At 70.0% G+C, this 15445-nt stretch carries 12 protein-coding genes; 5 read left to right on the forward strand and 7 right to left on the reverse strand.

Features of this window, described 5'->3' with window-relative positions:
* Positions 1-119 precede the first annotated feature (119 nt).
* From gyrA to dnaA, 7 genes are all read right to left on the reverse strand, one after another.
* Entirely contained in the window at positions 120-2711 is a 2592-nt protein-coding gene (gyrA, locus tag ACZ6ZR_RS26750; protein ID WP_465646420.1) for a DNA gyrase subunit A, read from the reverse strand.
* Positions 2712-2758: 47 nt separating this feature from the next.
* Positions 2759-4759 carry a DNA topoisomerase (ATP-hydrolyzing) subunit B gene (gene gyrB / locus ACZ6ZR_RS26755; protein WP_465646421.1) on the reverse strand — a complete coding sequence of 667 codons (2001 nt, stop codon included), beginning with the start codon at positions 4757-4759 and terminating at the stop codon, positions 2759-2761.
* Positions 4760-5033: 274 nt separating this feature from the next.
* A complete protein-coding gene (locus tag ACZ6ZR_RS26760) occupies positions 5034-5543 on the reverse strand; it encodes a DciA family protein (protein ID WP_465646422.1) in 510 nt (169 codons plus the stop codon).
* Positions 5544-5742: 199 nt separating this feature from the next.
* Positions 5743-6876 carry a DNA replication/repair protein RecF gene (gene recF / locus ACZ6ZR_RS26765; RefSeq protein WP_465646425.1) on the reverse strand — a complete coding sequence of 378 codons (1134 nt, stop codon included), beginning with the start codon at positions 6874-6876 and terminating at the stop codon, positions 5743-5745.
* 58 nt (positions 6877-6934) lie between these two features.
* Complete coding sequence (gnd, locus tag ACZ6ZR_RS26770) at positions 6935-7810, reverse strand: phosphogluconate dehydrogenase (NAD(+)-dependent, decarboxylating) (protein WP_465646427.1); 876 nt, start codon at positions 7808-7810, stop codon at positions 6935-6937.
* Positions 7811-7966: 156 nt separating this feature from the next.
* Entirely contained in the window at positions 7967-9097 is a 1131-nt protein-coding gene (dnaN, locus tag ACZ6ZR_RS26775) for a DNA polymerase III subunit beta (protein WP_465646429.1), read from the reverse strand.
* Between the two features lie 984 nt (positions 9098-10081).
* Positions 10082-12130, reverse strand: coding sequence for a chromosomal replication initiator protein DnaA (gene dnaA / locus ACZ6ZR_RS26780; RefSeq protein WP_465646431.1), 2049 nt, complete (start codon positions 12128-12130; stop codon positions 10082-10084).
* A gap of 505 nt (positions 12131-12635) precedes the next feature.
* Between dnaA and rpmH the strand changes: the two genes are divergently transcribed.
* The 5 genes from rpmH to ACZ6ZR_RS26805 all read left to right on the forward strand — a co-directional run bounded on the left by rpmH (position 12636) and on the right by ACZ6ZR_RS26805 (position 15301).
* Positions 12636-12773: a 50S ribosomal protein L34 gene (gene rpmH, locus ACZ6ZR_RS26785; protein ID WP_441251228.1), complete on the forward strand. Its 138-nt coding sequence runs from the start codon at positions 12636-12638 to the stop codon at positions 12771-12773.
* Positions 12774-12795: 22 nt separating this feature from the next.
* The gene (rnpA, locus tag ACZ6ZR_RS26790) at positions 12796-13224 is read left to right on the forward strand and encodes a ribonuclease P protein component (protein WP_465646434.1); all 429 of its coding nucleotides are present in this window, start codon (positions 12796-12798) and stop codon (positions 13222-13224) included.
* Positions 13221-13541: a membrane protein insertion efficiency factor YidD gene (gene yidD, locus ACZ6ZR_RS26795; protein ID WP_402294075.1), complete on the forward strand. Its 321-nt coding sequence runs from the start codon at positions 13221-13223 to the stop codon at positions 13539-13541. Before rnpA ends, yidD begins: the two co-directional genes overlap by 4 nt.
* Positions 13538-14701, forward strand: a complete 1164-nt coding sequence (gene yidC, locus ACZ6ZR_RS26800; RefSeq protein ID WP_465646437.1) for a membrane protein insertase YidC — start codon at positions 13538-13540, stop codon at positions 14699-14701. Before yidD ends, yidC begins: the two co-directional genes overlap by 4 nt.
* 84 nt (positions 14702-14785) lie before the next feature.
* The gene (locus tag ACZ6ZR_RS26805) at positions 14786-15301 is read left to right on the forward strand and encodes a Jag family protein (protein ID WP_465646438.1); all 516 of its coding nucleotides are present in this window, start codon (positions 14786-14788) and stop codon (positions 15299-15301) included.
* Positions 15302-15445 lie beyond the last annotated feature (144 nt).

Below are 15445 nucleotides of genomic sequence, written 5' to 3' on the forward strand. Positions count from 1 at the left end.
ACCCGTCAGGACGGGTGTCCGCCCTGCTCATGTACGTCTCCAGCACCCGGCGGGATTGCCCGGAACCGGTTCGGCGGCCGGTGCCCTCCTGACAGGGGAGGGCACCGGCCACCGGGCGGTCAGTCCTGCTCGGCCGGACCGTCCGCCGTGGTCTCCGCCTGGGCCGTCTCGTCGAGGGCGGTGCCCTCCTCGACGGCCTCCTCGTCGTCCGCCTCCGCGTTGCGGGCCATGCCCACCACCGCGTCGCGCTTTCCGAGGTTGATCAGTTGGACGCCCATCGTGTCACGTCCGGTTTCACGAACTTCGGAAACCCTGGTCCGGATGACGCCGCCCGAGAGGGTGATCGCCATGATCTCGTCGGTCTCCTCGACCACCAGGGCGCCGACCAGCGAGCCCCGGCCCTCGACGATCTTCGCCGCCTTGGTGCCGAAACCGCCGCGCCCCTGGACCCGGTACTCGTCCACACCGGTGCGCTTGGCGTAGCCGCCGTCCGTCGCGGTGAAGACGTAGGTGCCGGGCCGGACCACGTTCATCGAGAGCAGCTCGTCGTCCTCGCGGAAGGCCATGCCCTTCACCCCGGAGGTGGCCCGGCTCATCGGCCGGAGCGCCTCGTCGGTGGCGGTGAAGCGGATCGACTGGGCCTTCTTGGAGACCAGCAGCAGGTCGTCCTCGGCGGAGACCAGCTCGGCGCCGATCAGCTCGTCGTCCTTGCCGTTCTCGTCCTGCCGCAGGTTGATCGCGATCAGGCCGCCGGAGCGGGGCGAGTCGTAGTCCTTGAGCGGGGTCTTCTTCACCAGGCCGCCGCGGGTGGCCAGCACCAGGTACGGCTTGTCCTCGTAGGTGCGGACCGCCATCACCTGGGTGATGTTCTCCTCCGGCTGGAAGGCCAGCAGGTTGGCCACGTGCTGGCCGCGGGCGTCCCGGCCGGCGTCGGGCAGCTCGTAGCCCTTCGCCCGGTAGACCCGGCCCTTGTTGGTGAAGAACAGGATCCAGTTGTGCGTGGTGGTCACGAAGAAGTGGTCGACCAGGTCGTCCTGCTTCAGCTGCGCGCCGCGCACGCCCTTGCCGCCGCGCTTCTGCGAGCGGTACAGGTCGGACCGGGTCCGCTTGACGTAGCCGCCACGGGTGATCGTGACGACGATGTCCTCCTCCGCGATCAGGTCCTCGACGGACATGTCGCCGTCGAAGGGGATCAGGGTGGAGCGCCGCTCGTCGCCGTACTTCTCGACGATCGCGGTCAGCTCCTCGGAGATGATCTCGCGCTGGCGGGACGGCGAGGCCAGGATCGCGTTGTACTCGTTGATCTTGGCCTGGAGCTCGTCGTGCTCGCTCAGGATGCGCGCGCTCTCCAGCGCGGCCAGCCGGCGCAGCTGCATCTCCAGGATCGCGTTGGCCTGCAGCTCGTCGATGTCGAGCAGGCCCATCAGGCCGCTGCGGGCCGCGTCCGCGCTGTCCGAGGCCCGGATCAGCGCGATCACCGCGTCGATCTGGTCCAGCGCCTTGAGCAGCGCGCGCAGGATGTGCGCCCGCTCCTCGGCCTTGCGCAGCCGGAAGGTGGTCCGGCGGACGATGACCTCGACCTGGTGGTTGACCCAGTGCCGGATGAAGGCGTCCAGCGACAGCGTGCGCGGCACCCCGTCGACCAGGGCCAGCATGTTGGCGCCGAAGTTGGTCTGCAGGTCGGTGTGCTTGTACAGGTTGTTCAGCACGACCTTGGCGACCGCGTCGCGCTTGAGCACGACCACCAGGCGCTGGCCGGTCCGCGAGGAGGACTCGTCCCGGACATCGGCGATGCCGGCCACCCGGCCGTCCTTCACCAGGTCGGCGATCTTCAGCGCCAGGTTGTCCGGGTTCACCTGGTACGGCAGCTCGGTGATCACCAGGCACTGGCGGCCCTGGATCTCCTCGACCTCGACCACCGCGCGCATGGTGATCGAGCCGCGGCCGGTCCGGTACGCGTCCTCGATGCCGCGGCGGCCGACGATCAGCGCGCCGGTCGGGAAGTCCGGGCCCTTGATCCGCTCGATCAGGGCCTCCAGCAGCTCCTCGTTGGAGGCCTCCGGGTGCTCCAGCGCCCAGAGCGCGCCGGAGGCGACCTCGCGGAGGTTGTGCGGCGGGATGTTGGTGGCCATGCCGACCGCGATGCCGGTGGCACCGTTGATCAGCAGGTTGGGGATGCGGGCCGGGAGGACGGTCGGCTCCTGCGAGCGGCCGTCGTAGTTGGCGGCGAAGTCGACGGTCTCCTCGTCGATGTCGCGCATCATCTCCATGGCCAGCGGCATCATCTTGCACTCGGTGTACCGCATCGCGGCGGCCGGGTCGTTGCCCGGGGAACCGAAGTTGCCGTTGCCGTCCACCAGGGGCATCCGCAGCGACCAGGGCTGGGCGAGGCGGACCACGGTGTCGTAGATCGAGGTGTCACCGTGCGGGTGGTAGTTGCCCATCACGTCGCCGACCACGCGGGCGCACTTGTAGTAGCCCTTCTCGGGCCGGTAGCCGCCGTCGTACATCGCGTAGAGCACCCGGCGGTGCACCGGCTTGAGGCCGTCGCGCACCTCGGGCAGCGCCCGGCTGACGATCACGCTCATCGCGTAGTCGAGGTAGGAGCGCTGCATCTCGGTCTCGAGCTCGATCGGCTCGACCCGGGACACGAAGGTGTCGGTGGAGGTGTCGCCCGGCTGCTCGCCGTCAGGACGGTTTTCGTCGACCACTGCTGGTCAGTTTCCTTTCACGCGGACTGGAGTGTGCTGAGGGTGCGTCACACGTCCAGGAAGCGGACGTCCTTGGCGTTGCGCTGGATGAAGGAGCGGCGGGCCTCGACGTCCTCGCCCATCAGGACCGAGAACAGGTCGTCGGCCCGGGCCGCGTCCTCCAGGGTGATCTGCTGGAGCAGCCGGTGCGACTGGTCCATGGTGGTGATCCGGAGCTCCTCGGCGTTCATCTCACCGAGACCCTTGAAGCGCTGGATCGCGTCGTCCTTCGGCAGCCGGCGCCCGGCCGCCACCCCGGCGGAGATCACCGCGTCGCGCTCGCGGTCCGAGTAGACGTACTCGAAGTCGTCCTTGCCCCACTTGATCTTGTACAGAGGCGGCATGGCCAGGTAGACGTACCCGCCCTCGACCAGCGGCCGCATGAAGCGGAACAGCAGGGTGAGCAGCAGGGTGCGGATGTGCTGCCCGTCGACGTCGGCGTCCGCCATCAGGACGATCTTGTGATAGCGGAGCTTGGACTCGTCGTAGTCCTCCTGGATACCGCAGCCGAACGCCGAGATCAGCGCCTGCACCTCGGTGTTCTGGAGGACCTTGTCGATCCGGGCCTTCTCGACGTTCAGGATCTTGCCGCGGATCGGCAGGATGGCCTGGATCCGCGGGTCACGGCCCTGCTTGGCGGAGCCGCCGGCCGAGTCGCCCTCGACGATGAAGATCTCGCACTCGGCCGGGTCCTTGGACTGGCAGTCGCTCAGCTTGCCGGGCAGCGAGGCCGACTCCAGCAGGCCCTTGCGCCGGGTCAGGTCGCGGGCCTTGCGGGCGGCGACCCGGGCGGTGGCGGCCTGGATGGACTTGCGGATGATGTCCGAGGCCTCGACCGGGTTCCGGTCCAGCCAGTCGTTCAGCTGCTCGTGCACCACCCGCTGGACGAAGGTCTTGACCTCCGTGTTGCCCAGCTTGTCCTTGGTCTGGCCCTCGAACTGCGGCTCGCCGAGCTTGACCGAGATGATCGCGGTCAGACCCTCGCGGATGTCCTCGCCGGAGAGGTTGTCGTCCTTCTCCCGGAGCAGCTTCTTGTCCCGCGCGTAGCGGTTCACCAGGCCGGTGAGTGCCGCGCGGAAGCCCTCCTCGTGGGTGCCGCCACCGTGGGTGTGGATGGTGTTGGCGAAGGAGTAGACGCTCTCGGTGTAGGAGCTGTTCCACTGCATGGCGATCTCGACCGAGATCGTCTTCTCCTTGTCCTCCGCCTCGAAGTCGATCACCGAGGGGTGGATCACCTCTCCCTTGCGGGAGTTGAGGTGGGTGACGAAGTCGGCGATGCCGCCGTCGTACTTGTACGTGATGGAGAGCGGCTTGCCCTCCTCGTCCAGGTGCTCCGGGCGCTCGTCGGTCAGCGCGATGGAGAGGCCCTTGTTGAGGAAGGCCATCTCCTGGAAGCGCCGGGAGAGCGTCTCGAAGGAGTAGACGGTGGTCTCGAAGATGTCGGCGTCGGCCCAGAAGGTGACCGTGGTGCCGGTCTTCTCGGTGGCCTCGTGCTTGGCCAGCGGGGCGGTCGGGGCGCCGGCCTTGTAGTCCTGGGTCCAGCGGAAGCCCTCGGTGTGGATCTCGACCGAGAGCCGGGTGGAGAGGGCGTTGACGACCGAGATGCCGACGCCGTGCAGGCCGCCGGAGACGGCGTAGCCGCCGCCGCCGAACTTGCCGCCCGCGTGCAGCACCGTGAGGACGACCTCGACGGCCGGCTTGTCCTGCCCCGGCATGATGCCGACCGGGATGCCACGGCCGTTGTCGGTGACCCGCACCCCGCCGTCGGCCAGGATGGTCACGTCGATGGTGTCGGCGTGACCCGCCAGCGCCTCGTCGACGGAGTTGTCCACGATCTCCTGCACCAGGTGGTGCAGACCGCGCTCACCGGTCGAACCGATGTACATGCCCGGGCGCTTGCGGACGGCGTCGAGGCCTTCCAGCACCTGGATCGCGCTGGCGTCGTAGTTGGACCCGGCGGCCTGGTCGTTGGGGTCTGGGGTCTGGCTGGAGTTGCCGGAATCGGCCACGAAGCGCCCTCTCTGGCACAGCGCGCGGCCGCAGACCCACCCCCTGAGCGGGAGGGCTTGCGACCACGGCGTTTCGACTCGGTTGCTGCGAGCAACGGTGTTTGCCCTTCAGTCTACCGGTACGACTGACATAGATGGCCGTTTGGCAGCCTCAGAAGGCAGATGTGCCGCTCTGAACCCCCGGCGGACATGTCCCGATACTCGCCAGGGGGGCTCAGCAGCCTCAGAAGGGCCGTCAGCGGTTCCGGAAGATCGGCTTCCCTTCCGCCGCCGCTCACCCCCAGGTGTCGCCCGGCCCCTTGCTGCCCGGAGCGCGCAGCCGGCCGTACCCGCGCTGCGGTGCGTCGGGGCCGAGCACTTTGATCACCTTGACCGTGCCGTGGCCCAGCTCGTGATTCAGACGGGCCACCAACTGGCGCGCCAGCAAGCGGAGTTGAGTCGCCCAGGCGGTGGAGTCGCACTGCACGGTGAGCACCGCCTCGGCCTCCGCGAAGCTCTTCGGCACGCAGTGCGCGGCGATGTCCGGCCCGACGATCTGCGACCAGCGGCCCATCACCCCGCCCACCGCGGCCGGGGCCTCCCAGCCCCGCTCGGTGATCAGCCGGTTCAGCGCCGCCCCCAGCGGCACCGGGTCCCGGCCGTCCGCCCGGGCGCCGCTGCGCAGGCCGTTGCGCTTCGCCTCGCGCTTCTCCCGCACCTGCTCGCCCCGCAGCCGGGCCTGCTCCTTGGCCGCGCGCAGCGCGACCCGGGCCAGGTCCACCCCGGAGAGCTCCGGTTCGCTCATCGGCGGCGCTCCTTTTTCTTTCCCCAGGCTGTGGACAGACGAAGAGCTCTCCAGAATACGGCGGTCCCCGGACGGCGCGGACGCGGGCCGGGCCCGGCGGGCGGCGCGGAGGATCGGGGCAGCTCACAGCGGGCCGGGCCCGGGGGAGTGCGGCCGAGGGAGTGCGACGGGGGCGTACGGCCAGGAGCGTGCGGCCGGGCTACGGCTCCAGCCGGGTCACGCTGCCGTCGGCGACCGCGTACCGGACGCCGCTGAGCGCCTTCGGGACGTCCTCCGGCACGGCGGCCGTCACCAGCACCTGCTCGGCCCCGGCCACCAGCTCGGCCAGCCGCTCCCGGCGGCGGGCGTCCAGCTCGGCGAAGACGTCGTCCAGGATCAGCACCGGCTCGCCGCCGTCCGCCCTCAGCAGCTCGTAGGAGGCCAGCCGGAGCGCCAGCGCGTACGACCAGGACTCGCCGTGGCTGGCGTAGCCCTTGGCGGGCAGCGGGCCGAGCTTCAGGCCCAGCTCGTCGCGGTGCGGGCCGACCAGGGTCAGGCCGCGCGCCACCTCCTGGCCACGGGCCTCCTGAAGGGCCGTCAGCAGCTGCTGCTCGGCCTCCTCCCGGCTGTTCGGCAGGGCGCCCTCGAAGGAACTGCGGTACTCCAGCAGCGTCTCCCCGCCGCCGGGCGCCAGCTGCTCGTAGGCCTGCGCCACCAGCGGCTGCAGGGCGGCCACCAGCTGCAGCCGGAAGGCGGTGAGTTCGGCCCCGGCGCGGGCCAGGTGGCCGTCCCAGATCTCCAGGGTGGAGAGGTCGGCGCCCTTGCCGCCGCCGCCCCGGCGGGCCTGGGCGGCGGTCTTCAGCAGGGCGTTGCGCTGCTTGAGCACGCGCTCGTAGTCCTGCCGCACGCCCGCCAGCCGGGGGGCGCGGGCGGTCAGCAGCTCGTCCAGGAAGCGCCGGCGCTCGCCCGGGTCGCCCTTCACCAGGGCCAGGTCCTCGGGAGCGAACAGCACGGTGCGCAGCAGGCCGAGGACGTCGCGCGGACGGACGTTGTCGGAGCGGTTGATCCGGGCCCGGTTGGCCTTGCCGGCGGTGATCTCCAGCTCGACCAGGGTGGAGCGCTCGTCGCGGACCACGCTGGTGCGGATCACCGCCCGCTCGGCGCCGAGCCGGATCAGCGGGGCGTCGGTGGCCACCCGGTGGCTGCCCAGGGTGGCCACGTAGCCGACGGCCTCGACCAGGTTGGTCTTGCCCTGGCCGTTCGGCCCCACGAAGGCCGTCACGCCCGGGTCGAGGGCGACCTCGGCCCGGGCGTACGAACGGAAGTCGGCGAGCGACAGGTGCGCTACGTGCATGCTGTGGACTACGCCGCCTTCTGTGGATAACTCCGTTGCTTCAGAACGGAGTTGTGGACTACTTCGACTCGACCGCGTGGCCGCCGAACTGGTTGCGCAGCGCGGCGATCATCTTCATCTGCGGCGAGTCGTCCTGACGCGAGGCGAAGCGCGCGAACAGCGAGGCGGTGATCGCGGGAAGCGGCACCGCGTGGTCGATCGCGGCCTCCACCGTCCAACGGCCCTCGCCCGAGTCGGCGGCCCAGCCCTTGAGCTTGGCCAGGTGCTCGTCGTCGTCCAGCGCCCGGACGGCCAGGTCCAGCAGCCAGGAACGGATGACCGTGCCCTCCTGCCAGCTGCGGAAGACCTCGCGCACGTCGGTGACCTCGGGGGCCGCCTCCAGCAGCTCCCAGCCCTCGGCGAAGGCCTGCATCATCGCGTACTCGATGCCGTTGTGGACCATCTTGGCGAAGTGGCCGGCGCCGACCTTGCCCGCGTGCACCGAGCCGAAGTCGCCCTCGGGCTTCAGCGCGTCGAAGACCGGCAGCACCTTGGCGACGTCGGCGGCCTCGCCGCCGTACATCAGCGCGTAGCCGTTCTCCAGGCCCCAGACGCCGCCGGAGACGCCGCAGTCGACGAAGCCGATGCCCTTCTCGGCCAGCGCCGCAGCGTGCTTGACGTCGTCCGTCCAGCGCGAGTTGCCGCCGTCCACCACGACGTCGCCGGGGGAGAGCAGCTCGGCGAGGCGGTCCACGGTGTCCTGGGTCGGGCCACCGGCCGGGACCATCACCCAGACCACCCGGGGAGCCTCCAGCTTGGAGACCAGCTCCTCGAGGCTGTCGACGTCGGCGAGTTCCGGGTTCTGGTCGAAGCCGATGACGGTGTGCCCTGCGCGGCGGATGCGCTCGCGCATGTTGCCGCCCATCTTGCCGAGACCGATGAGGCCGAGCTCCATGCCAAGTCCTTACCTGTGGTGACGTGCCTGATAGGCGGCGCCGTTGCCGCACAGGCTGAGCCTACGCCGCCGGGAATGCCGCCTCCCCCGGCCAGAGCTGACCGGGGGAGGAGTCGTCCACAGCTGTGGACGGGAGTTGGTGGTCCGTCAGCCAGGTCAGCCGGAGAGACGGACCGGCATGATCAGGTACTGGTAGGCCTCGTCCGCCTCGGCGTCCACCGCGGGCTTGCCGCTGAGCAGGGCCGGCTTGGTGGAGGTGGTGAAGCTGAGCTGCGCGTACGCGGCGTCGATCGCCTTCAGACCCTCCTCCAGGTAGCCGGGGTTGAAAGCGATCGAGATGTCGTCACCTTCGAGGTCGGCCTCGATCCGCTCGGTGGCCTGGGCGTCGTCGCCCGAACCGGCCTCCAGGGTGAGCACGCCCTGCTCGAAGCTGAGCCGGACCGGCGTGTTCCGCTCGGCGACCAGCGAGACGCGCTTGAGCGCCTCCAGGAACGGCTGGGTCTGGATCGCGGCGACGGCGTTGAACTCCGTCGGGAACAGGCTACGGAACTTCGGGAACTCACCCTCCAGCAGGCGGGTGGTGGTCCGGCGCCCGGCTCCCTCGAAGCCGATCAGGCCCTCGCCCGCGCCGCCGGAGGCCAGCGCGATGGAGACGTTGTCCCCGCTGCCGAGCGACTTGGCGATGTCCTGCAGGGTGCGGGCGGGCACCAGGGCGACGGCCGAGATGTCGTCCTGCTCCGGCTTCCACATCAGCTCGCGGACCGCGAAGCGGTAGCGGTCGGTGGCGGCCAGGGTGATCTTGTCGCCCTCGATCTCCACCCGGACACCGGTGAGCACCGGCAGGGTGTCGTCCCGGCCGGCCGCGACGGCGGCCTGGCTGACGGCGGCGGCGAAGACGTCACCGGAGACGGTGCCGGTCGCGGTGGGCATCTGCGGCAGCGCCGGGTACTCGTCCACCGGGAGGGTGGGCAGGGTGAACCGGGAGGAGCCGCAGACCACGCTGACCCGCTGGCCGTCGGTGGAGATCTCCACAGGCCTGTTGGGAAGGTTCCGCGAGATGTCGTTCAGCAGGCGGCCGGAGACCAGGACGGTGCCGGCCTCCTCCACCTCGGCCACCAGCTCGACCCGGGCCGAGACCTCGTAGTCGAAGCCGGAGAGGGCCAGGCTGCCCTCCTGGGCCGTCAGCAGCAGGCCGGCCAGCACCGGCACCGGCGGCCGCGCCGGGAGGCTGCGAGCAGCCCAGGCCACCGCCTCCGCGAGGACGTCACGCTCCACCCGGAACTTCACCGGTAACCGCCTCCTGGGTCCTGCTGTCGTCTGCGTCTGGTCGGCACCGGGCACTCCGGTTGCCGGAGAACAGTCTGACCTACTCCGCCGACAGTCGGGGCACAAGGGCGGGGACGGGCCGAACACACGTCGGACATCGGCTGTCCACAGATTTCGGGCCCACCCACCATTTTCCGGATCGATCGCTCTATAGGTGTAGTGGTAGTAGTAGGGCCTGTGGATACGGTGGATAACCCCGTTTCCGCAGGTCAGACCCGGTTTTTTGTCCACAGGTCCTGTGGACCCGGAGTGTGGACAACCAGGGCCCGCTGTGGACGACGGAGAGTTACCCACAGGGCACTCTGAGTATCCACAGGTTATCCCCAGGCTCGTCCCCAGATCATGGACGAGTTATCCACCGGTCCCGATCAACATCACGTGACGCCTTTCACACGGGGCGGTGAACTGTGCACCAAGGTTGTCGAACTGTGGACGCAGCTGTGGAGAACCTGGGGATAACCCACCTTTTCCTGGGGACAAGCGGTGGACAACTCTGATGGCCCCCTGATGGCCCATCAGATGTCCACAGCCTGTGGATAACTGTTGTGCACAAGTCCACAGGCGGCTGACCTGTGCGGAAGAGCGTAGTGCCCGCGAGCCTGTGGAGGAATTCTGGATAACTCGGCGGCTGTGCGCCTGTGGACGGGGAGAACCCACCCGGTCCTGTGGAAATCCGCCTCGCGGGCCGGCGCCGTTCGAATTGCTGCTCACTTGTTCGGCGCGGTAACGGATCTGGCGGAGCGTCACTCGGTGCATTCCTGCCCCGCCTCCGCGCCTTCCACACCTGCGGAGGGGCCGCACGTGTGACACCGGGTGCCCCGGACGGCCCCTCGCGGGACCCGGTACGGCCCCGTGGCGACCCAGGACGGCGCCCCGCGGGAACGCCGAACGGGGAGCCGGCCCGGTGGGCCGACTCCCCGTCAGATGTCCGTGCCGAGCCCGGACTCAGCTCTTGATGCGGTTGGTGAGCTCGGTGACCTGGTTGTAGATGGACCGCCGCTCGGCCATCAGCGAGCGGATCTTCCGGTCCGCGTGCATCACGGTGGTGTGGTCCCGCCCGCCGAACTGCGCGCCGATCTTCGGCAGCGAGAGGTCGGTGAGCTCCCGGCAGAGGTACATGGCGATCTGGCGGGCCGTCACCAGCACCCGGCTGCGCGAGGATCCGCAGAGGTCCTCCACGCCGAGCCCGAAGTAGGCGGCGGTCTGCTGCATGATCACCTGCGCGGTGATCTCCGGCCCGGCGTCCTCGTCACCGCCCGGGATCAGGTCCTTCAGGACGATCCCGGCCAGCTCCAGGTCGACCGGCGCCCGGTTCAGGTTGGCGAACGCGGTGACCCGGATCAGCGCGCCCTCCAGCTCCCGGATGTTGCGGGTGATCCGGGACGCGATGAACTCCAACACGTCGGCGGGGGCGTTGAGTTGTTCCTGGATCGCCTTCTTGCGCAGGATCGCGATCCGGGTCTCCAGCTCCGGCGGGGTGACGTCGGTGATCAGGCCCCACTCGAAGCGGTTGCGCAGCCGGTCCTCCAGGGTGGTCAGCAGCTTGGGCGGCCGGTCCGAGGAGAGCACGATCTGCTTGTTCGCGTTGTGCAGGGTGTTGAAGGTGTGGAAGAACTCCTCCTGGGTGGACTCCTTCGAGGCCAGGAACTGCACGTCGTCCACCAGCAGGATGTCCATGTCCCGGTACCGCTTGCGGAAGGTGTCCGCCTTGCCGTCCCGGATCGAGTTGATGAACTCGTTGGTGAACTCCTCCGAGCTCACGTAGCGCACCCGGGTGCCCGGGAAGAGGCTGCGCGAGTAGTGCCCGATGGCGTGCAGCAGGTGGGTCTTGCCCAGCCCGGACTCGCCGTAGATGAACAGCGGGTTGTACGCCTTGGCCGGGGCCTCGGCGACCGCCACCGCGGCCGCGTGCGCGAAGCGGTTGGAGGCCCCGATCACGAAGGTGTCGAAGAGGTACTTGGGGTTCAGCCGGGCGGCCGGCTCGTCCTTGCGCGAGCTGCTGCCGGCCGGCGGCGCACCCGGCGGCGCGGGCACCGGAACGGGCGAGCGCTCGGCCGGCGAGATGCCCGACTGCGGCCTGGTGTCCGGGAGTTGGCCGCTCATCTGACCGGCTGCCGGCTCCGGCCGCCCGTCCGGCCGCGGCCCGCCCCGCCGGACCGGGGGAGCCCCGGCCGCCGGGCGGTAGGCACCGCCGAACAGGTCGTCCTGGCCCGAGCCGCCCTCGCCCTCCTGGTACGGCGGGCCCTCCTGGTAGGAGGTCTGCTCGGGGTACGACGGGCTCTCCCAGGGGCGGCCCTCCGACCGGCCCTCGGCCTGCGGCCCCCAGCCGCCGGACTGCTCCGTCCCGGCCCCGCTGCCGTACGGCGCGGGCCGCTGCTGGTACCCGGCGGTGTCGTACCGGCCGGGCCGCTCGTAGCTCTGCTCCGGGGCGGCCTCGTACGGCGGCCGCTGCCCGGCCGGGCCGTACTCGGCGCCGGAGGGCTGGTAGGGCTCGGCCTGCTGGTAGTCGTCCTGGTACTGCTCCGGCGCGGACGGGTACGGCTCCGCCACCGGCCAGCGGCCGGGGCCGGGCTGCCGCTCCGGGCCGGGCCGGTCCTGGCGCTCCGGGTAGCCGGAGGGCTCCTCGCGGTACTGCTGGCGGGGCGGCCACTCCTCGGCCTGGTGCTGCTGTTGCTGCGGGGCCGGTGACTGCTGCTGCGGCTCGGCGGGGGCGGGCGGCGGCGGGGTGGCGTTGGCGTCGACCATCACCGCGATCCGGACCGGGCGGCTGAAGGCCTTGCTCAGCTCCTCGGTCAGCGGCGGCAGCAGCCGTCCCTCCAGCACCTGCTTGGCCCGCTCGTTGGGGGCCGCCAGCAGGGCGGTGTCGTGCATCATCCACATCGGCTGGGTGCGCTTGAGCCACATCTTGTCGCTGTCGCCGACTACCGGGTCGTTGACCAGCCGCTCGACGACCCTCGTCCAGACCGCGACGAGATCGCTGTTGACATCAGCCACTGGTGCACGCTTTCTCGTTCCCCGCGACGGGGGGTGTCAAGGGACTCCCGTGCCGGCCCGATCAAGACGAACAAACCCGACAAGTCCTGCAACGGTAGTCAGCCGACTGGGCTGATACAAGTTTCTGTCCACAGGCTGTGGGCAGGCTCGCCGGAAGGGCGTCCGGAGGGGGACGGTGCCGGGACGGTCCTTGTCCCGCTTGGCCTCTATCATGATCGTGCCGCTTCCGGTGGGTGCTTCCCGGAGGTCCTCGGGCGGGGTCCGGTTTGACCCCCCGCCCCCGCCGCGCGTACCGTAACCAGGTCGAGTTGTCGATGGCCGCTGCCGCATGTCCGCGGGTCCGCCCGCATTCCGAAGGCGCGCAGCACGGGCGCCGTGGATTGCCTCAACCCCAGCCGACCTGGGTGTTAGGGGCCGGATTTCCCAGCGAGGGGAGATCACGCGGACGCACGGTGACGGCCAAGCGACCTCCCGTCACCCTACGATTCATCTCAGGAGCCCCCGAGTGAGCAAGCGCACCTTCCAGCCGAACAACCGTCGTCGCGCCAAGACCCACGGCTTCCGGCTGCGGATGCGTACCCGTGCCGGCCGCGCCATCCTGGCTGCCCGCCGTGGCAAGGGCCGCACCGAGATCTCCGCCTGATCCGCGTAGTACGGGGTCTGCAGTGCTGCCCTCCGAGAATCGGCTGCGGCGGCGCCAGGACTTCGCGACCGCGGTGAAACGCGGCCGCCGCGCCGGCCGGCCCCTGCTGGTGGTCCATCTCAACAGAGACGGGTCCACCGGGGGCCGTGCCGACCGGAACAGCGACACCAGCCCGCACGTCGCCGAGGGGTCCCCTTCGGCGCGTGCGGGTTTCGTCGTGAGCAAGGCCGTCGGTCCTGCCGTCGTCCGCAATCTGGTGAAGCGTCGGCTGCGTCATCTGGTCCGTGACCGCTTGGCGCTGCTGCCCGCAGGTAGCCTGATCGTGGTGCGCGCGCTTCCCCCTTCGGGGGCGGCCTCGTACCTCGATCTCGAACAGGACCTGGACGCGGCGCTCCGCCGACTGCTCCGGGCGGAGCCGACCGGCAGCGCGCCGACGGGAGCAGGGCGATGAAGTACCTGCTGATGGGGCTGATCAGGCTCTACCAGTGGACCATCAGTCCTCTGCTCGGGCCGGTCTGCCGCTACTACCCCTCGTGCTCGCACTACGGGTACGAGGCGGTCCGGACACACGGCGCGATCAAGGGCGGCGGTCTGACCGCCTGGCGCATCCTGCGATGCAACCCGTGGTCTCCCGGTGGGGTCGACCATGTACCGCCGCGCAAGCACCCGGTCTGGCACCGTCGGCTGCGCGATCTGCTGAGCCCCCCGAGCGGGACCGCCGGGCCAGAGCCGGTGGCTAGCCCGATGTCCAAGGAGTCTGACCGGTGACCTTCGGTTTTCTGAGTCCCCTCTACACAGCAGTGTCCTGGATCATCGTCCAGTTCCACTCGCTGTACAGCCACGTCTTCGACCCGGACGGCGGCTGGGCCTGGGGCCTTGCCATCGTCTCGATGGTGGTCGTCATCCGGATCTGCCTGATCCCGCTCTTCGTGAAGCAGATCAAGGCGACCCGGGCCATGCAGGCGATCCAGCCGAAGATGAAGGCCATCCAGGAGCGCTACAAGAACGACAAGCAGCGCCAGTCCGAAGAGATGATGAAGCTGTACAAGGAGGCGGGCACCAACCCGTTCTCCAGCTGCCTCCCCATCCTCGTGCAGGCGCCGTTCTTCACCGCGCTCTACGGTGTGCTCGCCTCGGTCGCCGACGGCAAGACCATCGGCGTCATCAACACCACGCTGCTGCACAGCGCCCAGCAGGCGCACATCCTCGGGGCCCCGCTCTCCGCGACGTTCCTGAAGAGCGACGAGGCCAGCGTCAAGGTCGTCACCGCGGTGATGATCATCATGATGTCGCTGTCGCAGTTCATCACGCAGCGCCAGCTGATGACCAAGAACATGGACCTGACGGTCAAGACGCCGTTCATGCAGCAGCAGAAGATGCTGATGTACGTCTTCCCGATCATGTTCGCCGTGATGGGCATCAACTTCCCGGTCGGTGTGCTGCTCTACTGGCTGACCACCAACGTCTGGTCGATGGGCCAGCAGCTGATCGTCATCCGCAACAACCCGACGCCGGGCTCCCCGGCCTTCGCCGAGCGGCAGGAGCGCCTGAAGAAGGCGGGCCGGCTCAACCCGGACGGCACCGTGAAGAAGGGCTCGCTGATGGCGTCGCTCACCGGTGGCGGTGCGAAGAAGGGTGCCGAGAGCCAGGTCCAGGCCCAGGCGGCGGTGCAGGACGCGGTGCAGGGCCGCCGGCAGCAGCCGAAGAAGACCACCAAGGCGCAGCGCCAGCACGCCGGTGCCACCTCGGCGGCCGTCGAGGACACCGAGCAGGCCGGGACGGCCGAGCCGAAGGCCAACCTGGAGAAGGACGCCGGCGCCGGTACCGGGGGCGGTGCGGCCAAGCCCGCGGCGGCCCGCGGCGGCCAGCGCCAGCAGCCGAAGCGCGGTGGCCAGCAGGGCGGCCAGCGGCCGAAGAAGAAGTCCTGACCCGGTCCCACCCCCGGCCGGCAGCGGCCCCCTGAACTTCGTTCTCGGCCCCACCCGAGGGCCCATCCCCGAAGGAGTCCACCAGTGACGGAAGGCACCACCTCCGCCGCCGAGTCCTCGACCGACACCCTGGTCTCGCGCCTGGAGCAGGAGGGCGACATCGCGGCCGACTACCTGGAGGGTCTGCTCGACATCGCGGACCTGGACGGTGACATCGACATGGACGTCGAGGGCGACCGCGCCCTGGTCTCCATCGTCGGTGAAGGCAACGACCGCTCGCTGCAGCGGCTGGTCGGCCAGGACGGCGAGGTGCTGGAGGCGCTGCAGGAGCTCACCCGGCTCGCGGTGCACCGCGAGACCGGCGAGCGCAGCCGGCTGATGCTGGACATCGCGGGCTTCCGGGCGCGCAAGCGCGCAGAGCTGGCGGAGCTCGGTGCCGAGGCGGCCGAGCGGGCGAAGTCGACCGGCGAGCCGGTGAAGCTCCGTCCGATGACGCCGTTCGAGCGCAAGGTGGTGCACGACGCGGTGGCGGCGGCCGGCCTGAGCAGTGAGTCGGAGGGCGAGGAGCCCCAGCGCTGCGTGGTCGTGCTGCCGCGCTGACCGCGCGCAGCCGGTCCGGCCCGACGACCCCGTCCGCCTCGTGCGGGCGGGGTCGTCGTCGCTGGTGGAGGCTGAGCGAGTGTCAGAACGGCGCTGTTTCACGTGAAACGGCGCCGTCGTGACAGAGTGTCCGGTATCGCGGGT

Source organism: Kitasatospora sp. NPDC088742, from assembly GCF_055584905.1.